Below are 26,005 nucleotides of genomic sequence, written 5' to 3'. Positions count from 1 at the left end.
TTCAAGCCAGAAGGCCAACTACGCCGGCGGAGAATACTCCACCGGCCCACAGGAGAAATGAACATGGATTTGTTGCAAGGCAAGGGCGCCGTCGTGACCGGCGCAGCATCAGGCATCGGCAAGGCGATCGCGAAAGCGTTTATCGAAACCGGCGCGAGCGTGCTGCTCTGCGATCTCAATGCGACAGCAGTCGATGAAGCAGCTCGCGAGCTCGGCGATCGAGCGATCGGACGCGTCACCGACGTGTCGGACGAGAGCCAGGTTGAAGGCGCCATGCGTGCCGCTCGCGAGGCATTTGGGTCGCTGGACATCGTGGTCAACTGCGCGGGAATTGGTGCCATTGCGCCGCTGACCGAGCTCACCGGTGACAAGTGGAGATCCGTCCAGGCTGTGACTCTCGGCGGCGTCTTCTACGGCGTGAAGCACGCCGCCCGCCAAATGCTCGAGCAGGGACATCCTGGCGTCATCATCAATATCTCGTCGGTCAACGCACGGCAGCCGGGCGAGGGGCAAGTGGCCTACTGTGCCGCGAAGGCCGGCGTCGACATGATCACCCGCGTAAGTGCGCTGGAGCTTGGCGCTCGCGGCATCCGTGTCGTAGGTATCGCGCCGGGCTTGGTGGAAACCGCGTTGACGCGGTCGGCTGTAGAAAATCCCGCCATGCGTGAACTCTTCATGAGCATTATCCCGATGAATCGCGCAGTTGACGCGAAGGAAGTTGCTGCGGTCGCGGTGTTTTTCGCGTCGGACCAAGCGCCTTCCATCAACGGGGACACGATCGCGATCGACGGTGGATCCTTGACCCGCGGTTATCCGGCACTGCTGACCGGTTTGAGAAAAGCGTCATGATCGAGCCTGGTCGTTACACCAGCGGCACCATCGCCCTCGCCAACCTTTCGGCATCGATCGAAAGCCTAGAGCGTCGTTGTGACGAGGGGGGAGGCTTCGACAGCTTGGTGGCGCTGTCGAAATTGCTGTTCGTGCGCGGCGACGTGCTTGGCTGTGTCGCCGACCATGACCGAGCGGAGCTCGTCGCAACCGTGGCGATTGCCCGGTCGTCCGACGCCGCCCGCGCGCTCTACATTCGTGCACAGCTCGCGAGCCGTTTCCATCGGTTCGAGGAAGCAAGCGTGCGTCTCTATCAAGCGCTCGCGGCTGGACATCCGCGAAACGAGATTGATGGCGAAAAGGCCGCGCTGCTGCAGGCGACCGGACGATACGAAGACGCGCTGGTCATGCGTGAAAGACTGGAAGATCACGAACCTGGGATTCACACGCTAGGCGCCCTTGCGTCGCTGCTGGCGGAGATGAATCGATGGCCGGACGCAGAGGATACGTATGCAGCCGCGATCGATGCCGACGAGGGCGTGTCGCCGCTCCCCTGCGGCCAACTGCTGTTCGAATGGGGCGTAGGCGCGATGCGCCAGGGTGACTTGGACCGAGCGGATTCGATCTTCGCCGAACTCGACGCGATCTTGCCCGCGCACGTTCCGGGACGAGGACATCGCGCTGAAGTGGCGCTCGCGCGCGGACAGTTGCACGTCGCGATGGAGCTCATCCTGCCGTTGGTAGAAACCTCCGACCCCGAATATCGCGCGATTTATGCGGAGACCCTGGCCGCGTTTGGGGACAGCAAAGCTGCGACCGAAGCGGAACGTGCCGCTACAGCGTACGAGCTGCTGCTGGCGCGACGGCCAGACGCCTATGCCGATCACGCGGCAGCCTTCTTTGTGGGGATCGGCAACCGACCGCAGCGCGCGGTCGAGCTGGCATTGGCCAATCGGAAAATCCGCGACACACCGCGGTCGCGCAGCCTTTTGGCCAAGGCACTGCGCAATGCGCAACAGGTTTCGGGGGTTCAGGAGGGGCCGCATAAGCATCTCCGATACCATGCCGAAAAGCCATCCGCCTCGGCGCAAGATTGGCATTCTCACGGAGCGACAAGGTGACAGACGTGGTCGTGGTCGGCGCCGGACCGGCTGGAGCGATTGCCGCGTTGCGCGCCGCGGATCTGGGCGCGCGGACTGCGCTGGTCACCAGCTCTGCATTTGGTGGGATGGCCGCCAATGATGGGCCAGTTCCAGTACGGACCCTGGCCTATGCGGCGCGGTTGTCCCGCGAGGCCCGACAGTTGGATCAATACGGCATCGCTGTGGGAGAGCCGCTGCTGGATTACTCCCGGCTGCTGGCGCGTGTGCGCGAAGTCCTTGGCGACGTAGTTGCGCATTCCTCCTTGCGCGAGCAGATCGATTCCGCCGGGGTCACGGTTTACGAGGAGGCCGGCAATGCGAGCTTCGCCGACCCTCATACCATCATCACGGAACGTGGGCTGAGGCTCCATGCTGAAAAGATCATCATATGTACAGGAGGTGTCGGTCGGAGAGATCCAACACCAGGGTTCGAGCTGACGAGCACCCACAGCAGCGCCTTGGCTTTGGCCGAAGTTCCGCCATCGATGCTCGTCGTCGGCGGCGGGGCTACCGCTGTGCAGGTCGCCTCGATTTTCAAAGCATTCGGTTCGCAGGTCCACCTCTTCGAGCGAGGACCTCGCATCCTCTCAACGGAAGATGCGGACGTAGCATCAGCGGTCACAGCCGCCTTCCGCGAGGCAGGTATGATCGTGCGTGAGAGTTTTGGCGACATCGAATCCTTCGAGAAAACATCGACTGGAGTACGGATGAATTTCCGCAAGGACGGCAAACGCGATTGCGCCGAGGCTGCGCTGATTGTGATGGCGACCGGTTGGGTAGCGGATACCGCTAAGCTGAACCTCTCTGCAGCGGGCGTCCAGAGCGATCACCGAGGGTTCGTGAAGGTAGATCCCTACCTGAGAACCTCGGCCTCCAGTATCTTCGCCGCCGGCGATGTGACTGGTCAACTAATGCTGGTTCCGCAGGCCATACAGCAGGGCTTCCTAGCTGCTTCGAACGCGATACTGGGCCCAACTACGCGGCTCGAGGAAGGCGTAAATACGAGCGCCGGATTTACGGATCCGGAGTATGCGAGCGCGGGCCTGACGGAAGCAAAGGCCCGTGAGACGCATGATATTGTGATCTCGGTAATACATTTTGACTCCACCATCCGCACGATTATCGATGGGCGTAAAGTTGGATTCTGCAAGCTTATTGTGGATCGCCCAACCGCGAAGATATTGGGCTGCCACGTTGTTGGCGAACGGGCAGTGGAGATTGCCCAAGTTGCGGCAATAGCGATCGCTGCCGGGATGCGGGTGGATGATTTAGCTCGAGTTCCGCTCGCGTTTCCAACCTATACGGGAAATCTTGCCTACGCGGCTGCAGCTGCAGGCCGTCAACTCGACCTGCAGGTGGGCTGGGCAGGCGACGCGGCTTCCCGATATTGAAATGAGGTGTCCGATGATCTCCATGCCGATACTGGGCCTGGGCTTTCTTATGGGAATGCGGCACGCGCTTGAGGCAGACCACATAGCAGCGGTGTCCAGTATTGCTGCTGGCCGAACCAGAATGGCCGATATTGTCCAGCACGGCCTGACCTGGGGACTGGGGCATACGTTGACACTTTTTTCATTCGCTGGCGCCGCGATCATACTGGGTCGGACCATCCCGGCTGCACTTGAGGGGCACCTCGAAGCAGCGGTTGGGATCATGCTTGTTGGCCTTGGATCCCACGTGTTGTGGCGGCTATGGCGCGACCGCATACGCCTCCCGCACAGTCATGATGTTCGCCATTTTCACGTCGGCGACTGGGTTCCAAATAGCAGCGCCGAGCGTACGCCTGAGCATGAATTTCGTTGGCGTTCGCTGGCCGTGGGACTGATGCACGGTATGGCCGGGTCGGCAGCATTGCTGGTGCTCGCGGTGTCCCAGGTCGCGGACCCGCTTCAGGGCGTGGTCTATATTATGCTGTTCGGCATGGGCTCGATGATCGGGATGGGTGCATTGTCGAGCGTCATTGCGGTGCCGCTCATGGCGTCGGCGCGTCTGCTCACCGGAATGAACCATGGTCTGCAAGCAGCCGTCGGCCTCCTCACGATCGGAATCGGCACGACGACGATCTACACAGTTCTCGTTCACGCAAATGTTTGACCGGGCTGAACTCAAAAGTTCTCGCTGTGCGCGTCGGCCGACGTCGTGTTCAGGCTGCCGTGAGAGAAAGCTTCGGTTTGGCCAGGATCATCTCCACCAAGCAATTGTCCGTCCGGAAACTTCAAGAACAATCCCATGACGATGGACCCAGCAACCATCTCGGCCGTATCCGCGCTCTCGGGCTCCGCCATCGGTGCTATGGCATCATTCGCCACCACTTGGCTCACGCAAAATCATCAAGATCGCATCCAACGTCTCGATAAGGAAGGGTCGCGCCGCGAGCGGCTATTCGCCGAGTTCATTGATCAGGCATCGAAGGCCTATGCTGACGGCGTGGTCCAGGAACGCCTGGACGACCCGGCCAAGCTGGTTCCGATGTACGCCACCATCAACAAGTTACGCCTCTTTGCCAAGCCAGTCACGATCGAGGCTGCTGAGGCTGTCCTGTCAAGCATCGTCAAAACCTACGAGGCCCCTTCGTCTGCTCTGGAAGCGCTCAAGTCGGAGGTCGCCGGCCATGACATCCTTCGCAGCTTCGCGGAGTCTTGCCGGCAGGAGCTCAGCCACTTGCGGTAGGATGAATGATTATGGCTACGAGATTCTACAAGCACTGCATCGTCCTGCCTGGCATCTGCAGCTCGATGCGAACCTTGCTATGGAACGCCCTCCTTAAGACCGTGGTCCTTGCTGTGGGCGCCAGTCAACTTACAGCCTGCATTGCCGCTTACCCTCGCGACGGCGTGCCTGCAAAGTATATCTCGAACGCTGAGGTGAGTGGCTACCCAGGCGACATTCGCGTGTGGGGAGATTCTTACGCAAGTTTCCCGGCCAATCGGCTCGTCCTCTTTCGAGATCAGCGGATAATGGCGGCTAAGACGGACGCATCCATAAAACTGCGAGAGCTCAATGCGCTTACCCTTTCCGGCGGGGGTAGCAGTGGCGCTTTCGGAGCCGGCATTCTCGCCGGATGGGCCAAGGCCGGAACCAGGCCCCAATTCGACATTGTCACCGGTATCAGTACCGGAGCTTTGATCGCGCCGTTCGCGTTCCTCGGGCCGGCCTACGATGATGAATTGAAGCAGGGTTTTACCAAAATCAGTGATAGCGACATTTATACCAAGCACAGCCTCCTGGGTCTCGTGTCGAGTTCATCTTTCACAAGCAACGCGCCCCTCGCGAGGATGCTCGACGAGCATATCACGTATGCTATGCTCGATCAGATCGCCCGGGAGTCAGGTAAGGGGCGGCGGCTCTTCATCGGAACAACCAACCTTGATGCCGATCGAGCGGTAATCTGGGACATGGGTGCCATCGCAGCGAGCAGCCGGCCGGATCGATTGAAGCTCTTTAAGCAAGTTATCCTCGCCTCCACCTCCGTCCCCGGCATTTTTCCCCCGGTCCAATTGGAAGTAACGGCGGCGGGCAGGACGTATCACGAAATGCATGTCGACGGTGGCACCAGCAATGAGGTGTTCCTGATGCCCGCAGGGCTGAGACTGCGCGAACTCGATCAAATCTTCCATACTCGGATGAAAGCGCGACTTTATATCATCCGCAACGGCAGGACTATGCCGGAACCAAGCATCGTTAAGGCCACACTGCCTGATATCGCGGAAAAAGCCGTTTCTTCGCTCATTAAAACGCAAGCAATCGGTGATCTCTACCGGCTGTACGCGACCGCGAAGCGTGACGGCATCGACTACAATTTCATAGATATCCCCACGGACTTCACCGTCGAAGCAAAAAGCCCATTCGACAACAAGTACATGCGTGCGCTGTACGAAAAAGCCTACGAAATGGGCCATGCCGGCGTTCCGTGGAAAAAGACGCCACCCGGATTTTCGAATTGAGTCAGACCTTTGCCGCAAAAGGCGTGCGGGAACGCTTGTACGACTTCCCTCCGGGGCTCGACCTTGCGGCAAGACATCGCTTTGACGGTCACAAAGGCGGCGGCTGTTCAGTTATGGAAGTATAGCCGCACATAGTGGAGCTCTAAAACCATTGGACCGTAAGTCATGCCTAGTCAGGCACGGGTCGGAGCACGCGTGCACGTGTTTCGATCGCAACAAGATCCATCGCTGACCGCTTCTGTGCGTTCGGCTCTCCAGAACTCCGGGTTCGATCTTCGCAGCCTGTGATCCCGTGTCGCGCTATCCTACTTTCATGAAGGATCGGTGATCACGAAAGTTGATTCCGGCTTGGCCCTAGTAATCAATGCGCCAATCCGGTTGTGGCCCGCACCGTGCTCGCGCAATGTTCGTGGGTTGACTGGCCTGCGCTGAGCATCAAGGGAAATTCCATGACGAAGTTCTTTTGTATACAGCCAGATCGGCTGGGATTTTTAGGGTCGCGTGGGCGGGCAGGTAACAACGCTCGGCCACGCTTGCTGCGAGCGTTGTTCCTGCCACTGGTGATTTCGGCAAACACCCCATTCCTTGCACACGCGCAGGAGCAAAGCGCCTCTCCCCGCAGCGTTCAGCGCGAGCCGCTGAACGAAACGCAGATGGACGTGATGGTGGCGCGCATCGCGCTCTATCTCGGTGAGAATCTTCGCCAATGGGATGATCGGCGCACGATTGTGGAGGTTGCTGTATGAGGAGCCGCCTTCTTGCGCTCGCGTTCATTTTCTCCGCGTCGGCAGCTTCGGCTCAGGACCCTGCTCACAGCAGCAGTGCCGGCGACACGACTTCGACCGACCCCACAAGGCGCGTCTTCCAACTCGGGTTGCCAGCCGACCACATGTTGGGCGACTGGGGCGGGCTGCGGCAAACACTCGAAAACGCCGGAATCACAGCCAATCTAGGCTTGGTTACCGACTTAGCGGGCAATCCCAGTGGCGGCCGTTCCAAGGGCGTAACCGCCCCGACAAGCGTCGAGCTTAGCCTCTTGGCTGACCTCGATCAGATCGCGGGGATAAGCGGCGGCTCACTCTTCATGTCGACCTCCGAGCGATGGGGTCGAAGCCTGTCCGCGGATTATGTAGGAAACGTCTTCAGCGCACAGCAGATCTACGGATTCCAAACCTGGCGATTGATCGATCTTTCCTATCAGCAGCAGCTGTTCGACGACCGCCTCGAGCTTCGTCTTGGACGCTTCGCCGCGACGGATGACTTCATGTTTTCAGCCTACAGCTGCGGTTTGGTTTCCAACGCCTTTTGCGGCAACCCATTCGGCATCCTGATCGATGCACCAGGAATTAGCGCCTACACAGGGGCTTGGGGGGCGTTGGCGAAGGTCAAGCCGACGCCGCGCAGCTATATCATGGGCGCCGTGTACAATGGCGATCCAGATGTCCGCGCCGACGAGCACCACGGTCTCGACTTTTCTATGCACGGACCGGCTTTTGCGATGGCCGAGGTTGGTTATCAGATCAATGGACAGCCGGGCGACAGTCAATTCCTTGGAAATTACAAGCTCGGAGCCTGGTATGATGGTAATCGGCTCACGGAGTTCCAGTCGGGAGATCCGGTTCACGGAAGTTGGGGCTTTTACGGCATTTTCGACCAGGTGATTGTGCCGTTCGGCGCTCCGGGCAGCAATCGTGGCCTCGGTGTGTTCGGTTCGTTAACGTTGGCGCCGAGTCCCAACAAGCAGCCGTTATCAGCTTTTTTCACGGCGGGTATTTCGGCGCGCGGTTTCTTTGACAGCCGACCGCGAGACGCAATTAGCCTAGGCTTTGCATACGGTCGCTTCAGTGACGACCTGCGCCAGGCTCAACGCGAGGGGCAATTGCCTGGTCCGATCGGCGGTCAAGGCCGTGAGGGCGTTCTGGAGGCCACTTACCGGATCGACGTCAGGAACGGCGCGATGTTTGTCCAGCCAGACATTCAATATATCATGCATCCGGGAGGGACAGACGCTGTCAAGAACGCGGTGGTAGTGGGCGCGCAGCTCGGTATCAATTTCTGAGTAACGTCAATTCATTCGTTCCGCCAGGTAAACGCGCCTGAAATCTGGCAGCGTAACCCAACGCTCTGACTTCCCATGCCCGCGGCAAAGCGGTTACTTTCCACAGGTGCGGCCCCCTATTGGCGGGACGGCGGTTCCAGCCTCTGACGGCGTACAATTCATCGATGCAGATCGGGACGGATGCGCCGCAGTCATCGCGTCTCATCACAATGCGCGTTTCGGCTGTCACGAATGGCCTTACATCGGAGCATGTGCAAAACGGGCAGGGATAGCGGTCGCCGCGCCGAACGCTTTTTGCCCGTTGCTCTTTGCCGGCCTTCGGCCGAGCCCGCTCGACTTCGCCAAGATAGATCGTTGGGCCCATAGTTCGGCGCAACCATGGGGTAGTCAACCTTCAGGCCCCATTTGGCCCGATACTCGTCAGGTGTTATGCACATAGTGCAAGTTGACTTGGCGCTTCAGGGATTTGGAGGTTGGCTAATTAGCAGATGCTTGGCAACAGGCCAAAAAGATGAGGGCCAGTGCCTACCGGCACCAGCCCTCTGGCCCGCGCCTTCCAAGGAGGACACCTAAGCGACAGCGGCCGGCCAAGGGCATACCGCGGGGGACCAGCCATTGACCAGAATGACCGGTCCCCAAATCGCAGCCGGCCGGGGTGTGGGGACTTTAGGCCGGCAGTGCGGGCTATATGGACCATAGTACCATTAGCAGGTGCTTGGATAGGAAATCGATGCTGCGGCGCATCACGCGTGGTGTCGAAGGCGACGAACGCGCCAAACGAGTCACCTCGCGCATGGTGAGTTCGCATGCACGTGTTTCGATCGCAACAAGATCCATCGCTGACCGCCCAGCCGCGTTCGGTTCTCCAGAACACCGGGTTCGATTTTCGCGGCCTGTGATCCCGTGTCGCGCGATCCTACTTCCATGACGGATCGGTGATCACGAAAGTTGTTTCCGGCTTGGCCCTAGTAATCAACGCGCCAATCCGGTTGAGGGCACCACCTGTGTGCTCGCGCAGTGTTTCGTGGATTGATTGGCCTGCAGTGACGTTCAAGAGAAGTTTCATGACCAAGATATTTCGCTTACAGTCTGATTGGCTGCAATTCTTAAGGTCGCGTGGCCGGGCAGGTACCAACGCCCGGCCACGTTTGCTGCGGGCATTGTTCCTGCCGCTGGTGATTTCGGCAAGTACTCCATTCCTTGCACACGCGCAGGAGCAAAGCGCCTCTGCCCGCAGTGTTCAGCGCGAGCCGCTGAACGAGATGCAGATGGAGGTGCTGGTGGCGCGCATCGCGCTCTATCCCGATGAGCTTGTCGCTGCGATTGCAGCTGCGTCCCTGTATCCCCTGCAGATTGTTGAAGCCCAAAGGTATCTGGACCTGGTCAACACCCGGCCGGAGGCGAAGCCCGACAAAAAATGGGACGGGAGTATCATATCGCTTATGAATTATCCCGAGATCATCAGGATGATGAGCGATGATCTCAAGTGGACTCAACAGGTGGGAGACGCGGTGGCCTATCAGCAAAAGGACTTGCTTGAGGCCATCCAGCAATTGCGTGGAAGGGCTGTCGCCAAGGGGATCATCAAGAGCGACGACAAAACCGTGATCGTCCGCAAGCGAGACAGGGTCACCATCACGCCGGCCCGGGCTGACAAGATCTATATCCCCGTGTACCGGTCCGAGGAGCTCTACGATTCCAGCCGCGGGTCGGAAGGGGTAAGCTACTACTCCCGTTCCTACTCGTCTTACTATGATCCGACGGCAACTTACTACGCCGCTTATGTCACTGGGGCTGCTTGGGCTGCAGCAGTCGATTGGTACGAGGGTGAGACCTGGAGCGGTTACGGCTCCTGGGGGAGGGATGTCGATATCAAATGCAACGACTGCTTCAACGGCCGAAATTTCAGCGGCAACATAAGTTTAAACCAGGTCGATTGGACGAAGGTCGACAGCTCCAGAATATCTTTTGACCGATCGAAGTTGAGTAGGCTCGATCAAAACACGCTGGTGCGGGAGCTGAAAGCGGACGGCAGCAATAGCCTGATCGAAAGGGCGGCGGGCCTCAATCCGCATCGAGGAGAGACCGCGCCGCTGGATCATTCACATCCGAACGTTGGGAGGAGCATGCTCGAAGACCTCAAAGCTGGCAATCCGGGCGCCCCGAGGATGTCTGGCGCTGGCCCAAGACCGCCGGGCGGGAGCCGCGTAAATCCGCTGCCAGGAAAGCCACAACTCGCACCGCGTATCGGCGCGCACGGCAGAAGTCTGCCCGCGGGAGGTGACGTGCGTCGGCGCACCCCTCGTGCCTTGGCAGGCCACAAGCCTCGGGCCTTGGCCAAGCATGGCCCGCACCGCCCAGGTGCCGTGATCAGACCGCCCCGATCACAAATCCGGCCGCCTGGTCCGCAGCATAATGGCTTGGTCGGTGCACCCCCTCGGTTCGGCGCCCCTGCCGGCGTTGGCCGCCCACCAATGCCCCCGCCCGGTGGCCCTCCTCCGTTCTAACGCTTTAGCCGGCAGCTGATGCGTTCGGCCATGGCGATCCTCGCTTGGTTCCGGGTGCCGGTCGGGCCTCTCCGACCGGCATGCCGAGGTTACGGGTCAGCGCAGCGCCTGCTTGGCGAGCTCGGCGACGATCTCGTAGTTCTGCGGCGTGACAAAGCCGGCGCCGGTGTCGACATTCATTGGCGCCAGGCCGAGCACCACCTGCTGGCAAAGGCTGAGGATTGGCAGATAGCCTTGCAGGAACGGCTGCTGGTCGGCCGTCAGTTGCACCCAGCCGCCCTTGAAGCCCTCGACGATCTGCGGGCTGGTGTCGAAGCCGAAATTGAAGATATCGCCGGCCTTGCGTCCCGCCGCCTGCATGTAGGTGGGAACATTACCGAGCATCTGGCCGCCCGGATAGCCGACCGCCTTGACGTTGGGATTGTTGAGCAGTGCGGCGGTGATCACTGGGATGGCCAGATTGGGGTCGGACGCCCACTCGGTTTGAGAGTTAATTTGAACGACCTCGACGCCCGCCTCTTTCAGTGCAGCGACCGTCCCGCGCTCGCGCGCGCCCCGGCTTTCGTTCTCGAATGGGCCGATCATGATCGCCTTGTCGCCGGCCTTGAGCTTGCCGAGCTTGAAGGCTTCAGCGCCGAGCGCGCGGCCCTGCTGTTCCTGCTGCGCGCCGACATAGCCGCCGCCGAACGCTGCCACCACCTTCGGCACCGGCACGTTCTGGTACATCATCTTGATGCCGTCCTTATGCGCCTGCTCAGCCAGCGGCATGATCGAGGCATCGCCCGGATGGCCCATCATGGCGATGCCGCCGGGCTTGACCGCGACCGCCTCGCGCAATTGCAGCACCATCTTTTCGACGTCCCAGCCCGAGAAGATGTAGTCGACCTTCGGACCGAGATCGGCTGCCGCCTGCTTGGCGCCATTGTAGACGATGGTGCCGAAGGCGTCGCCCTCGGCACCGCCGACGAAGAAGCGGATGTGGACGTCCTTGCACCATTGGGCGTCGAGCGCCTGCGCGGGCAAGGTCGAGATTGCAGCGGCGAGCGCCGTGGCGGCCGCCACGACGGTCGAGCGCAGAAGTGTCCTTCTCATCGTCATGCTCATGCACTTATCCTCCCTTTTCGTCCTCGCAAGCCGAGGGTTTTGACATTTGCTTCGGCGCTTGGCCGCAGGTGCACGGGCCTGGCTCCTCCCAACGGCCCGCATCGGCGCGGTGGGCGACGCAGAATAAGGTCTCAACGATATCGATGCGAAGCAGGCATTGGTATGGCCAATTCAAGTCCACGGCGGTGGCGGAACCATACGAGACAATAGGGGAACGTTCCAATTCCCAAAGACCAATGATCTTGGTTGCTGTAGGCGCTTTGGACCCGAACCCGACGTCCCGTCTTCCACGGGGCGAACGGCAGCTTTGCGCCGCATGTCGGCCGCTGAAGTCAGCTTTGCCACCGCCTGAAAGCCGACATTGCCAGCGGCCACGGTGAAGGTCGTGGTTGCGCCAAAAGCGGTCATCCGCCGCCAGTTCTCGAATGACCGCAGTGGGCCGGAAGCCGTCGGTCCGCTATCAGAGCGCGTTTAGCGGATAGCTGCCGTTCGGCTTTCGACCTCTAAGGCGACACTGATTGCATTTCAGACTAGACTAGTTGCCACCCGTTGATTTCGCCGCAATTTCCTCGAAGTTTCGCCGCGTCCTCACGCGTCGCGGCCTCGCGCCAACTACCCTCATCCTTGCTGCCGCTAGAGGCAGTTCGAGGATGGAGACAAAGATCGTGACCACGACAGTTCGTTTCATCGGTCTCGCAGCCGATCGCCCATCGCGTGCTTTCCCCTTCCGGCCTGTACGGCTGCTGGCCGCCGTGACATCGGCGCTGCTGTGGCTGCCTCGCTTCTGGAAGGCACGCAGAGACCTCGCTTCCCTTGCCGCTATGAGCGAATGCGAGCGCCGCGATATCGGGCTCACCGCCTTCGACATCGAAAACGCGCTCGCGCTCCCCGTTGGCCGCGATGCGACCGCGACGCTGGCGAGGGTCGTTGACGATCGGCGCCGTCACCGCGAATGCTGAGGTGCCGCGCCAGCGGCCGGTCGCCAGCGACAAGATCACTCAGGCAAGCCGGCCTCTCGTAGGCTGGCTGCGACGCGCTCGCGCGTGCCCGCCTCGAAAGGTAGTTGGTCCCAGATCTTGGTGATCGTCAGACCCGGATGGCTTTCCAGCAGCCTGCCGCAAGCGCGCCGTGCTTCGTCCTTGCGGCCTGCATGGACCAGCGCCGTCACCAGCTGGCGTAGCGCCCAGGTGGCGCCAGGCTGCCGGCTGACCCCACGCTGCGTCATGACCAATGCTTCCTCGTAGCGCGCCGCAATGAGATGGGCGGCGCCGATGCCGAGCTCCGCCATGTAGCCCATCGGGTCGCGCGGGCTCAGTCTTTCGAAATGCCCGAACTTCTCGATCGCCGCCTCGGGCCGCTCGCGATAGACATCAAGCCAGGCGCTGCGCAGCCAGGCCCAGGCCGAATTCGGATCGAGCGCGCGCGCCCGCGTCAGATGCATGTCGGCAACATCGTAGTCACGGGCGAAGGAATGCGCGGCGCCGAGCACCGCGAGGACCATCGGGTCATCGCCGGAGAGCGCCGCCCCCTTCTGCGCCAGGCGCATGCCCTCCTCCCGAGACGCGGCCGGCGTTTCGGTCCAGTGGTAGGCGACGCGCTGCAGATGGCACCAGGCAAGCAGCGAAAGCGCGAGCGGATAATCCGGCTCGATCGCGATCGCGCGATCAAGCAGCGTCCCGGCCTCCTCGTTCTGCGCCCGCTCGAGCGACCACGCAAGCGGAAAAGCGCGCAGCACATAGTCGTAGGCGGCGAGGCTTTCCGGCCGCTTGCGTCGCGCACGCTCGATCTCGGCCGACAGGATGGAGGGCTGGATGGCGCCAACGACATTCTCCGCGAGCCGATCCTGCAGGTCGAACACGTCGGCCATGGTTCCGTCATAGCGGTTGGCCCAGATCGTCTTGCCGGACGATTGGTCGACGAGCTGTCCGGTGAGGCGGATGTGGTCGCCGGCCTTGCGAACGCTGCCGGTCAGCAAATATCTCACGCCGAGTTCGGCTCCGGCCCGTTTCAAGCCGTCGGCCTGTCCCTTGTAGGCGAAGCTGGAATTGCGGGCGATCACGAACAGCCAACGCATGTGCGACAGCGCCGTGATGATCTCGTCGACCATGCCGTCGGCGAAATAGTCCTGCGCCGGGTCCCCGCTGAGATTCTCGAAGGGCAGCACCGCGATCGACGGTGCGTCGCCGGCGCCCGGCCCCGTGCCCGTGGCCGACACCTCGCGATCCCCGATTCGACGCACACGATCCTCATCGATCACATAGCCCCGCCGCAGCACGGTGCGGATCAGGCCTTCCGCATCCGCACCGAGCGCCTTGCGGACGTCCTTCATGCATTGGGTGAGGGAATCGTCCGAGACAGCGATGTTGGGCCAAACGGCATTGACCAGCTCGTCCTTGCCGATGACGCGGCCGGCGTTCTCCAGCAGATAGGTGAGCAGCGAAAGCGATTTGGCTCGGAGGTCAACGTCGTGCCCGCCCCTCTGCAGCCTACCTTTGCGCAGATCGAGCTTGTGGCCGGAGAATTCGAACGTCGTCATGTCGCCCCTTCGAAGGAGACGTCAAACAAATTCGGCCTGCACGCGACAGTTAGACAGTTTCACGCGATTCCGGACGGAAAGCAGCTACACACTTTGCTCCAGTCGTCGATCAAATTCCTAGCATGTTCGAAGACATCACGGCTGTCCTCCGACATCAAGGCTTGCGCCCGCTGAAGATTGCGTGGCCGGCGAAGAGCCAAATGCAGTCGACCGCGCTGAACCCGGCTTCGGTCAGCCAGCCAAGCTGCTCGGCCAGCGAGGACGGCTTGTCGATCGGCTCGCCGTCGGGATTGCGGAAGTAGTTCCAGCCCAACCGGTTGAACTCGGCGAAGGCAGCCAAGTCGCCGTCAATCGCGAGCGAGCGCGAACGCACCGCCTCGTCCCACTGCCGCGCGGCGATGGCGAGGCCGCCAGCGCTCGGCGGCCGCACGATGTCGGCCACCACCAAGACACCGCCGGGACGGAGCGCCGTTGCGAGGTCGGCAAACAGGATCTGCTTCTGCCGGTCGTCGAGATGGTGGATCGCGAGCGATGAGACGATCGCATGCGGCGGCTCGGAAAAGCTTCGCCAGTCGCGATCCGCCAGCTCGAATGTAGCTGTGATCAGTCGGTCGGCATGATCGCGGCAGGTCGCTTGTGTCCGTTCGAGCATCGGACCCGATCCGTCGAGCGCCAGCACCCGGCTGTCCGGAAATCGCTCCAGCAAGGCTTGGCTAAGCAGCCCCTCGCCGGGGCAGAGTTCGACCAACAAGCTGCCCGAGGCCACCGGGATCAGGTCGGCGATCATGTCGACCTGGCGCTCGCGTTCTGGAACGAAGTAGCGCCCGTAGTCCAGAAAGCTGCGGGAATTGTTCTCGGTCCAGTGCTGTGCGCCTTCCATATCCGTCATGATGCGTTTCCACGTTTTCGATCATGATGCCCGAGGCCGTCGGATCGTCATGATGCCGAGCTGAAATTAGACTGAAATTGGAGCGAGGAACGCAATCAACGCAGTGCGCTGCGGCTCCGAATGCCGGCTTTTGGAGGGCGCGGTAACGCATCTCGACGGCCGATATGAGGCGCAAAGCTGCCGTTCGCGCCGTCGAAGAGGTACGTCGGCTTCGGGTCAGCTCCAGACATTGCACTTGTCGAACTGTGCGTCCGCTCTTGCTTTCCTGGCGCCGAAAGCAGCCGGTCCGCTGCCGGCCCAAACCGACATCGCGCTCGCGCTCATGTTGTCAGGATCGAGAGTTGATCGGTGTCGTACCGGTCCCGCAGGTCGGCAAACGCTTTCAGATCCGGAGAGCCGTGTGCCGCGAGCTTGGCAAGCGCTTCGAAAGCGCTCATGCCCAGGTGGTGAGACGGTCAACGGCGGCTGCAGGAGAATGTTCCCATATTTCCGTACAGATCAATTGTGTGTGTTCCGATTATATTAGCGGGAGCGTATATATTAACCAGCCGGTGCCGCCACTGAGCCTCGCCGGTCAGGCCCGGCACTTGCTGGCACTACCCCCGCCGCAGGTGTCGGGCCGCGCTTAGAGGGAGAACGACAAATGGTACGATCAGTGCATTTGATGGAGCCGCCTGACGCAGCAGCACGGCGTAGAGCGCCTGCAAATACGGTCTATTCGGTGGAATATTTGCCGGTGATCGACAACGCATTTTACGAAGCAGCGCGCTCCGGAATGACGAAAATCTCCGAAATCTTGGTCCCGCCCCGCGACGCCAAGTCGTTCAGAGTTGCCGCAGGACATTTCTTTCGCATAGTCAGTGTCGAAGGCCCCCAGGTCGGCGATCTCAATCTTTGGAACGAGCACGATCTGTCCGAACGATTCTTCAGCGGCAAGACGCGAGCGCTTCATGCCACGCACGTCAGCACCGGCGATCGTCTATGGAGCAGTCTGCCAAGCCTACGCCCGATGGCGACCATCACTCACGATACGCTCGGCTGGTATGGTTGGGACGAGGACGGAGCGGGAGTGCATGATGTGATCGGCACTCGCTGTGATCCCTACACCAATGTCCTGCTGAAGGGGACCGAGTATCATTATTGCTGCCACTCGAATTTGACTCGAGCGCTTGCCGAAGCGCGGAACATGCCGCTTGCGCAAGCCGAGCCGCACATCCACGACGTCTTGAACGTCTTCCTGTGCACGGGCTTCACACGCAACACGCACCAGTATTTCATGAAGCCCACACCAGTGCGTCCTGGGGATTTCCTCGAACTTTTTGCCGAGATCGATCTGCTCGGCGCGCTCTCGGCCTGCCCGGGCGGAGATTGCAGCGTGGGCCATTCCGATGACGCTGCCCGATGCTACCCCCTGAGGATCGATATCTATCGCCCGAGCGATGGCGCCTTGGCCGGATGGCAATCGCCGTCCCCTAACCGATACTCGCGGACGCACGGGATCACGGGAGGCGTCTAGCGCCGCTGCTCTGGCGTCCTTGAATGGTTGGTGAACGTCAGGTTGCGGTCCGGTCGCCCAGCATCGCGGCATGGCTGGCAGAAAAGCCGCTTGATCCCATCCCAGTGCAATCACCCATAGTCTTCGCCCAGCGGTCGACGAGCGCCTTGACGTCGAGTTTCACACCGGTGACACGTCATGCAGTCGACCGAAAGCCCCGATCCGATCTGCAGTTTCTTGCCGAGCGTATCTTCTATGAAGGGGAATTTCATGGTCATGGACAAGGCGATCTCCGTTGAGGGCATTTGGGCTACTGGCTTCGTTCGCAGGTGCACAGGTCTGAGGTCCAGTTCGGACTTTTTGAAGAGTGCCGACTACCGAGGACCTCCCAGAGCGTAGATGCGCTGGGCGGTCTCGCCCATGATCGCCTGCTGCTCCGGTTCGGCTAGCCCGGCAACCAAAGTCTCAATTCCACGCCAAGCATCGGTCACGCTCGCGCAGAGCAGAATCACCGGCCAATTGCTCCCGGCCATAACGCGGTTCGGCGTGAACCGATTGATGACGTGCTCGGCATACTTTCTCAAGGCGTCCGTAGACCAGGACCACCGCACAGCCAGTGCGAGGCCGATGGAGAGCTTCACCGAAATGTTGGGAAGGTTTGATGCTTGCGCTATCTGGGCAGCCCACGGGTCCCAACCTTCATCTGCAACGGGCGGGTTTCCCATGTGATTGAGCACTACCTTCAGACTAGGAACGCGCCGAGCGGCTTCCAGCACCGACCTCAACTGCGCTTCGGTGAGTGGTATTGCCTCAAACACCAGGTCTGCTGCGGCGAGCAGACCTAGCGATTCCAGAACCGGCGGCCGCAGAATCCATTCGGGATCAGGCTCATACGAAATTAGGTGGCGGATGCCGACCAACTTGCCACGACCAGCAAGTCGATCCAACGCCTTTGCGCATTGTTCGGCATCGGCTAGCGGCACCCAGCCGACGACGCCCGCGATGAAGTCGACATTGTTGGCGACGTCGAGATAGTCTTCGGTCTCGTCGATGTCGTTGTGCAACTGAACGAGGATGGTCTTGTCTATGCCGCACTCAATGAGTGACGGGCGGAGGTCTTCGGGCGTGAAGTCGCGGTCGAGCCTGTCGCCAACGGCCGATGGGAACGTTAGCGGATAGTGGACGCGGTCCTGAAAGTGCAAATGAGAATCGATGACGAGCATGAAACTCCTCCTCCACGCGCGCTGACTTGTCGGGTCCTGGGGCGTGCCCGGTAGTCATAGCGTAAAACTGATAATCGCCTTGCCGCGGCACAGTATCGTCGCTGGCCAAGAATACGACAGAGTGCGAGATCGTCGGCACGTTGAAAGTCTGGAGCCATAAGGTGATCCCGTTTGCAATCACCTCTACTCGTGCCTTCACCCGCACCACGGTGCCTTCGGGCAACGAGTTATGCGATCGTCGTCGCGCCGATAGTAAGTGCGGTGTCTCTCAGGTCTAAGCATTGATCGACACTTCACGCGACCGGGACGACGTAGTTGAGAGCTCGCCGGCCCCCATCGATGAAGACGGTTTCGCCGGTCACATAAGCTGCATCATCGCTCGCCAGGAAGGCGACCACCGATGCAACATCCTCTGGTTCGCCAAACCGACCAAGGGGCGAACGAGACAGAATTGTGCGCCTTGCTTCGTTATCGGACAACACGTTGCTGCGGCTCATTTCGGTGAGGATTGTGCCGGGACCAACAGCATTGACCCGGATTCCGAGAGGGGCAAGCTCAAGAGCCATCACCCTAGTGAGTTGCTCGATGCCACCCTTGGACACGTTGTAAACGGCGTAGCCTGGCATCGCCATCACGCCGTTCACGGAAGACATGTGCACAATTGCCCCCGGCGTCCCCTGAGTCTTGATCTGTCGGGCCACCGCCTGACCGCAAAGAATCATGGAAACAAGATTGATCTGAAAGCCGGTCGCGAGGTCCCCGTCCGTGAGTTCCAGAAATGGCTTTTTCTTCGCCACCCCAACGTTGGATATTAGGACATCAACGCCTCCAAATGAGGCCACCGCCTCGGCGACCATCGCCTCGACTTCCTGCCGAGAAGTGACGTCAGTCCGCCGATATCTGAACCGCTCGCTTTCGCCCAGGACGCTCGACGCAGCACTCCCCTCCCATTTCTGAATGTCCGCCGCGAGAACCTGTGCGCCTTCGTTCAGCAGTCGCTGAGCACATGCAAGACCAATGCCTTGGGCGCCTCCTGTGATGATCGCTCTCTTGTTCTTGTAGCGGATCACAATCAATCTCCTCTCTAAGCGTCATCACCGGCCGCAAGTATCTTTTCGGTAGTGATCACACACGCTCGTGTTGTTGGCGACCTTGCACCAGCCGATCGCAATTCCACGCAGACCAATGCGGATAGCCTTGGCAATGGGCGTGGCCTATGCCGTAGTGCTCTACGGCTATCTAGGGGCTGTGAAACTACCTTCCAGTCAGCCTGGTGATTCTGATCTACTTCATTGATCCAGTGCTTGTCGGTCTCATCGTGATGTACTTGGGTCAGGAGCGGCTCACGATCATATCGGCCAGGGCGCTCGGTGCTGCTCTAGGTGTGGAGCCTCAACAGGTTGTCCTCGGTTAGGGCGAGGCGACTGATAGGCGTTTTTGACTTTAGGCTGCCATGTGGTCGATGCCAATTGTATCTGTGCAGCCAGACGGGAAGTTCCACGGCGCGGTGATTTGATGTCGGATAGGCAATGGCCTAGGCCCATTCGCGCAACGCCGTCTGGATGAAGCGCTCGGCCTTGCCATTGGTCTTGGGCGTATAGGCCTTGTCGTGACGTGCTTGAGGCCGAGATCGCGGCAGGCCTTGGCGAAAGCCTTCGATCTGTAGCAGGAGCCGTTGTCGCTCATGACGCGGGCTATCGTGACGCCGAGGCTGGCGTAGTAGGCAACCGCCGCCTTGAGGAAGGCGATGGCGCGCTCCTTTTTCTCGTCGGGCAGGATCTGCGAGAAGGCGATGCGGGAAGCGTCGTCGATGCAGACATGGACGAACTCCCAGCCCACGCCTCGACTGTTGGACTGGCCTGTGCGATCATCGGTGATGCGGTGGCCAACCCGTTCAAATCGCCCAAGCTTCTTGATGTCGATGTGGATCATGTCGCCGGGATGCTCGCGGATCGGTTCGGCTGACGCGAGGTCCCTCAGGCGCGACAACCCTGCACGCCTGAGAACCCGGCTGACGGTGGCGGGCGAGGCGCCTACCTCCATGGCGATGTGCTTGCCGGTCAGTCGTTGGCGGCGCAGGACGACGATGCGCTCGGCCACGGCCTGGCCGGTCAGACCTGGCATGACGTTGGGCCGTGACGAACGGTCGGCCATGCCCGCGTGGCCCTCGGCCTTGTAGCGCTCGACCCAGCGAGCCACGATCTTGGCCGACACGCCATACGTCCGCGCCGCATGGGCTTTCGAAAAACCGCCTTCTATCACCGCCAGCGCCATCTCCTCTCGACGCAGCGGCGCGAGACGGGCATTCTTGTGGATGTTCATTCGGACCCTCCGGTGAGTGCTGAAGCCTGGTAACTCCAGTCTCCTCGGTCCGGTCCGAATGGACAACCTCCTGAAAGCTCACAGCTAGAGCAGTTCCGGGAAAAGTGGGATCGGTTGCTCAGCTACGGACTTGGTCACGGGTCGGCCTGCACCCGCTCACCGGCGCCCGTCTCGGGCCAATATGATCTGCTGTCGCGGGATCCGGAACGTATTCCGGGATCGAAAAGCAGAGCGTGGCGCCTGGGCCATCGTTTCCCTGAGCCCAGAGGCGCCCGTTAAAGTTCTCGATGATGGAGCAGCTGACATAGAGTCCGATTCCCATGCCGTCGCTCTTGGTGGTGTAAAACGCATCGAAGATCCGGTCAGGACCCGCAGGGCCAAAGCCGACGCCGGCGTCCTGCACCGAGAGGCGTACATGGCCTTCCTGGTCCGGCTCAGTCTTGAGCAATATTGACCGCGCGCGATCGTCCACGTCGGTCATCGCATCCACAGCATTGCGCAACAGATTCATGATCACCTGTTGGAGCTGGACGCGGTTGCCGCCGACCCTCGGCAGCCCGTCGGCAAGTTTGGTGCGCAGAATCGCGCGATTTCGCTGCAGGTCGCCTGACAACAGGGCAACTACCTCGACAGTGGCCTCGTTAAGATCGATGGGTTCGATCGCGGCTGCCCGCTTGCTAAAAAGAGCACGCAGCCGCGTGATCACATCGGCCGCGCGATTGCCGTCGCGGATGGTGCGGCGCGCGGTCTCGCGGGCGCCCTCAACATTGGGCGGGTCGGCGGCCAGCATCCTGAGACAGGTGCTGGCGTTGGTGATGATACCGGCCAGCGGCTGGTTGACCTCGTGAGCGATAGAGGCAGTCAACGCAGCGAGGCTCGTCAACCGTGTGACATCGGCAAGTTCCGCGCGCGTCATCATCGAATCCTTTGTTAATGTCGATCTGTTCGATTGACATCAACTTACGGACAACGTGGCGGGGGAATAAGCTCGTCGTGGTGCGGACAGTTTTCGCTGCCGGCGAAAAATACCGGTGGAACTGCGTAAGCGGCGCTTACGGCGTCACCAGCGCTCGGTCAATCGCTAGAGGGATGTAGACGTCGGCAGCGGTCGGCTCAGGCGCAGTCCCGGGCGACTCGAAGTGTCCGTTCAACCGGTTGCCAGAAGCATCCTCGAGGTTGCCAAAGACGGCCAGCGTGTACCTCAATTCAGTCCAGGGAGCGTCGGGCGCAAAGATCCATCTCTTTTCGCCAACTTCGAGCCGAGCGCGCCCCTGGATTCGGCGATTACTCGAGTTCGCAACCGCGAGGTAGTCGACATCCCGACCGTCGATAGGCGCGTCCAGCTCCACTACCAGCGGCTCGCGTGTGCCTGCGCGGACGCTTCCGACGTTCCAGCCGGATGGGCGCGGGCCATCGTGGTCGTCCGAACCCACCTTCCAGCGCTTGATTTCCTGACCGCCCAACGTCAGCACCACCAGCCCGTCGGCGTGGAGCACAGGTCCGACGGTGTCATGGGCGATGAGCCCGCTCTTCACGCGCCCAGGATGCAGAAGCACCGTCAAGATCTTGCCGCTGGGAGACCAGAGTTCCTGCTCCAAAAACGGCTTGTCGATGACATTGCCGTTGGCCTGGCGCAGCTCTAGCCGTGGCAGGACCTGCTCGCCGACAGGCTGCGCGAACACCAGGGAGATGCGTAACAGGTTCGCTGGCACCTCAGGCCCTGACGGTTGGACGGCAACAGGCACCAACTGGGCAGCGACCGCCTGAGCGGCGGCCGCTGTCCATAGGGCCAGGGCGCACAGAGCGCGCAACGCCTTCGTCACACCGGCCTCACTCGTGCGAACCGATGAGCTCGGGGAACCCTTCCTGCTTCATCAGGATGTCATGGGCAGGCTTGAAGTTCTTGAGCTGGAATGTGTTGTTGTTGTAGCGGTACTGCGGAAAGTCGTACTCGGAGACGTAATCGGTTAGCCGGAAGAGCATGGCCTTGTCGAACGACACCAACTGCAGGGCATCCTTCTCCAGCTCTCGGCGCACAACGATGAAGAACTGGTCGTCGAGGTTGTCGATGCGGGTGGCCCCCACCAGCGGTGCCGGCGTCTCCTGCACGCCGACGATTTGGCCGGCAGGCACGGGCTTGTCGATGCCTGGCTTCTCGTTCGCAGCCTCGACCTCGGAGACCGGGATGATGTTGCCCGAGCGTTGGTAATTCAACAGCATCAGCATGTCTTGCGGCTTGCCGCTCGGGTCCTTGGCGCTGTACGAAATCATGTCCGCGGGGGTGTTGCCGTAGCCCAGTTCCGCGATGGCCTTGCCCTTGATGTGCGCACTGTCCTTCAAGTCCTCGAGCGGGATGGTCACGAGCGGCGTGCAGAGATACGCGGCGACGACGTACGGCTTTCCGCCAAGCGTTGCGAACGACATTGCGCGAATGGGAGCGCGCGTTTCAATCTGGTTGTGCGTGGTGTGGTAGATCTCCACTGACGTCATCGTCTGTTGGCTGGTGAACGGGTACGGGATGCGACGCAGAGTTGACGCGAAATCCTGATTTGACAGGCCCGCAACGAACAACTCGCCGTTGTTCCACTTCATGTCCGTGACAGTGAAGCTGCGTTCCGGTGTTTCCTTCCAGAACTCGTAGTTGGAGTTGTTCGGGTTCTTCAGCGCAACCGTCGTAGACTTGATGCTCGCAAGGTTGAGCTCGCGCACCTTTTTGTCGGAAGTCACGGCAACAACCGCCGGCGTCTTGTTCGCTCCGATGCTCACCGCCAGGTACACCTCGCCCGAGCCAGGGCGCGCCGCCATGTCTTCGACCTTGACCTTGCCAGCGCCTAGCGACTTGGAAAGCAACGCCTCCAGGTCCACGATATTGAAGGTGCCTTCGCCGTTGCTGGGCAAGGGCGCCGGCAACGCCAGCGCATGCACCTGGGCGCCTTTCCAGTCTGCAACAAAGAGAATGCTGTCGGGGCCGAATGCGAGCCTCGAAACGGACTTCACGTCGGCGGCATGGGCTATTTGTGCTTCGGTCAAAAGACTCGCGCTGCCGAGCAAGAGCAGGCCAATTACGCGAATTGTACGGGAGGGTTTCATGTTTTCTTCCTTTCGAGGTTGGAGGCTGAAAGTTTTCGGGAGATGCGGTCACGCATTCTGCTAGGTCGAGGTACCTGAGCGGCCTGCGGGACCTTCTGCCCCGCCCAAACGCTGAGCAGCACGATCGCCATACCAGTTAGTTGGAACGCTCCGAGGCTCTGGCCGAGCACCATCCAGCCGATTACCACCGCGACGACCGGGCTCAGCAGGCCGAGCGGCGCGACAGCCGCAGGTCCGAGCCGCGCAATGCCGCGAAACCAAAGGATGTAGGTCAAAGCCGCGCCGGGCACGGCAAGCCAGATGAAGCCGGCCAAGTTCTTCGCGCTCGGAATGGGCAGGGCTGGCTCCACCGCAAGAGCGAACGGCAAAAGCAGCAATCCGCCGGCGGTTAGTTGCCAGGCCGAGAAAGTGAGCGCCGAGACCGGCGCTTGCCAGCGTTTGCTCAGCACTAAGCCCGCCGCAAGAGATACGGCACTGCCGAGACCGGCTATAAGTCCCACCGGATCGAACCTCGCATTTGGCTGCAGTATTAGTATGGCGACGCCGAGAACTCCGGCAAGCGCAGCAAAGACGGAAACTGGGCGTATCGACGTTCCGATCATGAAGCGCGCTAGGAAAAGCACGAAAAGCGGCTGCATAGCCCCTACCGTGGCCGCGACGCCACCAGGCAGTCGATAGGCGGCAACGAACAGCAGATACCAGAAGATTGAAAAATTGAGGGCTCCCAGGAGAAAAACGCGACCCCACCATTTGCCGCTTGGCAGCGAACGCACGGCCGCGAGCAGCAGCAGCCCCGCCGGTAGCGCTCTCAGTATGGAGACGGTCAAGGGCCGATCCGGTGGCAGGAACTCAGTGGTGACGATATAGGTGGTTCCCCATATTGCGGGTGCGACTGCGGTCGCCAGGACATAGGCAATACGGCTGGTCATGACGGCCTCACACGAGTTCGAGGACTGTTTCGACCGGCCGCCGCGGTTTCTGCGGCCAGTTTTGCGGCAGGCCGTGCCCCAGAGCCACGAGCATCACGGGAAATTCGTCCAGCGCGAGCCCAAATTCGGCAACCATCGCATAGGCGTTGAAGTCGACCATCGGGGCCGGTCGAGAAGCCCATGGCGGATGCAGCCATCATCAGCATCGAAGCGCCGAGCGTAGCGCTGCGAACCGCTTCGTGCGCGATCGAGGCCGTCAACGCAGCGAGGCTCGTCAACCGTGTGACATTGGCAAGTTCCGATCGCGTCATCGTCCTGTCCTTTGTGATGTCGATCTGTTCGATGGACATCATTTTACGGACAGCGGGGCGGGGGAGTAAGCTTGTCGTGGTACGGACAGTTTTCGCTGCCGGTCAAGAATACCGGTAGGCAGCAGCAGGATCACAGGATTTGGGTGCCAGCCTGCCCGCAACATTCACATGTGGGGCAAAGAGATAGTTGCGGCCTTTGTGGGGCTAGCTGTAGTCGTTCATGACGGAAGGCAGGCGACGGCCCAGAAATTCCACGAAGGCCTTTACCTTGGGTTGAAGATGGCGGGTGGTTGGATAGACCGCATAGACATGGCGCGGCTCATCCATGAAGGCGGGAAGGACACGCCGAAGTTCGCCGCGCGCAATCGCCGGATCTGCGAGGAAGGAAGGCAGTGCGCCAATTCCCAAGCCCGCGATAAGCAGGTCGCGGAGCAGCAAGCTGTTGTTGATCTGGCTTCGCTCACTGCCGGATGCCGCGCACCCAGCAGCGAGGTAGCATCCCGTAAACTTCCATTGATAGACGCGAGTCATTGTAAGGCCTCGGCAATACACGAAGCGGCCCACGGCAATTCCGAAAGACCTTTATCCGGATGATTATCAGAGTACCGGCGAGGCGGCGCGATTACCGAAGTGAGCGCCGGCGGCATCGTGACCCTGCCACTCTCTCAGGCGGCTTCTTACCAACTTGATCGACAATGCGCTGAAATCTGGCGGCCGTGCGGAAATAGAGGCGCGGAAGCTTACTAACGAAACCGTGGCCATCAAAGTGCTCGACCGCGGCCCCGGCATTCCCGAAAGGCGGTTCTGAAGCCGTTCTTCCTCCCTGGGGGCCGATTTCGAAGGCCACGGACGTCCACGCCCAGACCGCCCCGACGGAAGTACGAGGCGGCCTCCGCCGCCCCGTTTCTAAACCGGTTCATGCGGGGCAGTCGCTCATGATGGCAGCGGCCCGCCGGCCTGTTCCCGGACGATGTAGACGGCGTACCAGTCCGGCCAATTCTCATCATGCTTGCCCCCGGTTCGCTTCTCGTGTTCGCCGTGGGCGGCCGCCGCGCGCCGGAGCGCTGCTGCGAGTTCGCTCGACGAGGTGAATGTCGTAATGTCCGTATCCACGCGCCCTGGCAATCGCTCGGTGACTTCCTGCAATAGCCAACCGTTGCCGTCCGGATCGCTGAACGAGGCGTAGGAGCGGTAGCTGCGGCCCTCCGGATCCCGACCGTTGATCGGCGGCTGCCCCGGACCGGCGCGGTGGATGACCTCGCTGACGTTGGCGCCGCGACCGATGAGTTCGGCACGCGCGGCCTCGATATCCGACACGACGAGGTAGAGCCCGCTTGCCGAGCCGGGCGCGGCCGACGTCAGCCCCGTGCCGAAATGGATCGAGCTCGGCGAGCCGGGCGGGGTGAACTGCACGACCCGGAATGTGTCGCCGACGGCGAAGTCGGCGTCGAGCCTCCAACCGAGGCCACCATAGAAACTCTTGGCACGATCGACGTCGGAAACAGGGATGACGACGACCTCGAGCTTCAGATCGACCGTTTGCACTGTCGGAGTTTGGGTTGCATTGGTCATGGCTTTCTCCTTGTAATTGGGAACACGGCGCGTTGAGCGCGCCGTGTTTTCTCA

General features: G+C 60.9%; 24 protein-coding genes and 4 pseudogenes. 13 read left to right on the top strand and 15 right to left on the bottom strand.

Translation table 11 applies throughout. The annotated features are described in order from the left end of the window. Positions 1–63: 63 nt before the first annotated feature. The 8 genes from AC1RUK_RS33940 (at position 64) to AC1RUK_RS33905 (ending at position 7,973) form a co-directional block, all read left to right on the top strand. Positions 64–849, top strand: coding sequence for an SDR family NAD(P)-dependent oxidoreductase (locus AC1RUK_RS33940; protein WP_481840358.1), 786 nt, complete (start codon positions 64–66; stop codon positions 847–849). Then, the gene (locus tag AC1RUK_RS33935) at positions 846–1,949 is read left to right on the top strand and encodes a tetratricopeptide repeat protein (RefSeq protein ID WP_481840357.1); all 1,104 of its coding nucleotides are present in this window, start codon (positions 846–848) and stop codon (positions 1,947–1,949) included. The genes AC1RUK_RS33940 and AC1RUK_RS33935 overlap by 4 nt, the downstream gene beginning before the upstream one ends. Continuing rightward, entirely contained in the window at positions 1,946–3,361 is a 1,416-nt protein-coding gene (locus tag AC1RUK_RS33930; protein WP_481840356.1) for a dihydrolipoyl dehydrogenase family protein, read from the top strand. The genes AC1RUK_RS33935 and AC1RUK_RS33930 overlap by 4 nt, the downstream gene beginning before the upstream one ends. Positions 3,362–3,374: 13 nt before the next feature. Then, on the top strand, positions 3,375–4,064 hold the full coding sequence (locus AC1RUK_RS33925; protein ID WP_481840355.1) for a sulfite exporter TauE/SafE family protein: 690 nt from the start codon (positions 3,375–3,377) through the stop codon (positions 4,062–4,064). A 135-nt stretch (positions 4,065–4,199) separates the two neighbouring features. Then, positions 4,200–4,640, top strand: a complete 441-nt coding sequence (locus tag AC1RUK_RS33920; protein ID WP_481840354.1) for a hypothetical protein — start codon at positions 4,200–4,202, stop codon at positions 4,638–4,640. An 11-nt stretch (positions 4,641–4,651) separates the two neighbouring features. Next, complete coding sequence (locus AC1RUK_RS33915) at positions 4,652–5,914, top strand: patatin-like phospholipase family protein (RefSeq protein ID WP_481840353.1); 1,263 nt, start codon at positions 4,652–4,654, stop codon at positions 5,912–5,914. Positions 5,915–6,363: 449 nt separating this feature from the next. Next, entirely contained in the window at positions 6,364–6,660 is a 297-nt protein-coding gene (locus AC1RUK_RS33910) for a hypothetical protein (RefSeq protein WP_481840352.1), read from the top strand. Then, entirely contained in the window at positions 6,657–7,973 is a 1,317-nt protein-coding gene (locus AC1RUK_RS33905; RefSeq protein WP_481840351.1) for a carbohydrate porin, read from the top strand. Before AC1RUK_RS33910 ends, AC1RUK_RS33905 begins: the two co-directional genes overlap by 4 nt. Positions 7,974–8,164: 191 nt before the next feature. Here the strand turns inward: AC1RUK_RS33905 and AC1RUK_RS33900 are convergent, their stop codons facing one another. Then, entirely contained in the window at positions 8,165–8,410 is a 246-nt protein-coding gene (locus AC1RUK_RS33900) for a MucR family transcriptional regulator (RefSeq protein WP_481840350.1), read from the bottom strand. A gap of 627 nt (positions 8,411–9,037) precedes the next feature. Between AC1RUK_RS33900 and AC1RUK_RS33895 the strand changes: the two genes are divergently transcribed. Beyond that, positions 9,038–10,480, top strand: coding sequence for a DUF3300 domain-containing protein (locus AC1RUK_RS33895; RefSeq protein ID WP_481840349.1), 1,443 nt, complete (start codon positions 9,038–9,040; stop codon positions 10,478–10,480). Between the two features lie 96 nt (positions 10,481–10,576). On the opposite strand, the gene AC1RUK_RS33890 is transcribed toward AC1RUK_RS33895, so the two are convergent. After that, positions 10,577–11,584 (bottom strand): substrate-binding domain-containing protein, encoded by a 1,008-nt coding sequence (locus AC1RUK_RS33890; RefSeq protein ID WP_481840348.1) that lies wholly within the window; start codon positions 11,582–11,584, stop codon positions 10,577–10,579. 665 nt (positions 11,585–12,249) lie between these two features. Here AC1RUK_RS33890 and AC1RUK_RS33885 point away from each other — a divergent pair. Further along, positions 12,250–12,543, top strand: a complete 294-nt coding sequence (locus tag AC1RUK_RS33885) for a DUF1127 domain-containing protein (protein ID WP_481840347.1) — start codon at positions 12,250–12,252, stop codon at positions 12,541–12,543. A gap of 35 nt (positions 12,544–12,578) precedes the next feature. Here AC1RUK_RS33885 and AC1RUK_RS33880 read toward each other — a convergent pair whose 3' ends face one another. From AC1RUK_RS33880 to AC1RUK_RS33870, 3 genes and pseudogenes are all read right to left on the bottom strand, one after another. Beyond that, positions 12,579–14,120, bottom strand: coding sequence for a winged helix-turn-helix domain-containing protein (locus tag AC1RUK_RS33880; RefSeq protein WP_481840346.1), 1,542 nt, complete (start codon positions 14,118–14,120; stop codon positions 12,579–12,581). A gap of 154 nt (positions 14,121–14,274) precedes the next feature. Continuing rightward, positions 14,275–15,009 (bottom strand): class I SAM-dependent methyltransferase, encoded by a 735-nt coding sequence (locus AC1RUK_RS33875; RefSeq protein WP_481840345.1) that lies wholly within the window; start codon positions 15,007–15,009, stop codon positions 14,275–14,277. 320 nt (positions 15,010–15,329) lie between these two features. Then, positions 15,330–15,468 (bottom strand): annotated as a pseudogene (locus tag AC1RUK_RS33870) (cupin domain-containing protein); the annotation flags it as partial. A gap of 184 nt (positions 15,469–15,652) precedes the next feature. On the opposite strand from AC1RUK_RS33870, the gene AC1RUK_RS33865 reads away from it, so the two are divergent. Beyond that, positions 15,653–16,525: an urea carboxylase-associated family protein gene (locus tag AC1RUK_RS33865; RefSeq protein ID WP_481840344.1), complete on the top strand. Its 873-nt coding sequence runs from the start codon at positions 15,653–15,655 to the stop codon at positions 16,523–16,525. Between the two features lie 353 nt (positions 16,526–16,878). Here the strand turns inward: AC1RUK_RS33865 and AC1RUK_RS33860 are convergent, their stop codons facing one another. The 8 genes and pseudogenes from AC1RUK_RS33860 to AC1RUK_RS33825 form a co-directional block, all read right to left on the bottom strand. Beyond that, positions 16,879–17,727, bottom strand: a complete 849-nt coding sequence (locus tag AC1RUK_RS33860) for an amidohydrolase family protein (RefSeq protein WP_481840343.1) — start codon at positions 17,725–17,727, stop codon at positions 16,879–16,881. A gap of 293 nt (positions 17,728–18,020) precedes the next feature. After that, on the bottom strand, positions 18,021–18,797 hold the full coding sequence (locus AC1RUK_RS33855; RefSeq protein WP_481840342.1) for an SDR family NAD(P)-dependent oxidoreductase: 777 nt from the start codon (positions 18,795–18,797) through the stop codon (positions 18,021–18,023). A gap of 308 nt (positions 18,798–19,105) precedes the next feature. Beyond that, positions 19,106–20,049: pseudogene (locus AC1RUK_RS33850) on the bottom strand (IS481 family transposase). 118 nt (positions 20,050–20,167) lie between these two features. Then, positions 20,168–20,968: a sensor histidine kinase gene (locus AC1RUK_RS33845; RefSeq protein ID WP_481840341.1), complete on the bottom strand. Its 801-nt coding sequence runs from the start codon at positions 20,966–20,968 to the stop codon at positions 20,168–20,170. Positions 20,969–21,101: 133 nt separating this feature from the next. Beyond that, positions 21,102–21,872 (bottom strand): hypothetical protein, encoded by a 771-nt coding sequence (locus AC1RUK_RS33840; RefSeq protein ID WP_006337743.1) that lies wholly within the window; start codon positions 21,870–21,872, stop codon positions 21,102–21,104. Positions 21,873–21,879: 7 nt separating this feature from the next. Further along, entirely contained in the window at positions 21,880–23,139 is a 1,260-nt protein-coding gene (locus tag AC1RUK_RS33835) for a hypothetical protein (protein WP_481840340.1), read from the bottom strand. Continuing rightward, entirely contained in the window at positions 23,136–24,068 is a 933-nt protein-coding gene (locus tag AC1RUK_RS33830) for an EamA family transporter (RefSeq protein WP_481840339.1), read from the bottom strand. Before AC1RUK_RS33830 ends, AC1RUK_RS33835 begins: the two co-directional genes overlap by 4 nt. Before the next feature lie 7 nt (positions 24,069–24,075). After that, complete coding sequence (locus AC1RUK_RS33825) at positions 24,076–24,228, bottom strand: nitroreductase family protein (RefSeq protein ID WP_254022021.1); 153 nt, start codon at positions 24,226–24,228, stop codon at positions 24,076–24,078. 20 nt (positions 24,229–24,248) lie between these two features. Here AC1RUK_RS33825 and AC1RUK_RS33820 point away from each other — a divergent pair, with 20 nt between their 5' ends. Beyond that, positions 24,249–24,497: a hypothetical protein gene (locus AC1RUK_RS33820; RefSeq protein ID WP_481840338.1), complete on the top strand. Its 249-nt coding sequence runs from the start codon at positions 24,249–24,251 to the stop codon at positions 24,495–24,497. Positions 24,498–24,583: 86 nt separating this feature from the next. On the opposite strand, the pseudogene AC1RUK_RS33815 reads toward AC1RUK_RS33820, so the two are convergent. Next, a pseudogene (locus AC1RUK_RS33815) lies at positions 24,584–24,838 on the bottom strand (LysR substrate-binding domain-containing protein); the annotation flags it as partial. A gap of 133 nt (positions 24,839–24,971) precedes the next feature. Between AC1RUK_RS33815 and AC1RUK_RS33810 the strand changes: the two are divergent. Further along, positions 24,972–25,175: pseudogene (locus AC1RUK_RS33810) on the top strand (ATP-binding protein); the annotation flags it as partial. 137 nt (positions 25,176–25,312) lie between these two features. On the opposite strand, the gene AC1RUK_RS33805 reads toward AC1RUK_RS33810, so the two are convergent. After that, complete coding sequence (locus tag AC1RUK_RS33805) at positions 25,313–25,951, bottom strand: VOC family protein (RefSeq protein WP_481840337.1); 639 nt, start codon at positions 25,949–25,951, stop codon at positions 25,313–25,315. Positions 25,952–26,005 lie beyond the last annotated feature (54 nt).

It is taken from the genome of Mesorhizobium monacense, assembly GCF_056781675.1.
The sequence above is the reverse complement of the archived record's forward strand: the minus strand, read 5'-3'. Positions and strand labels throughout refer to the sequence as shown.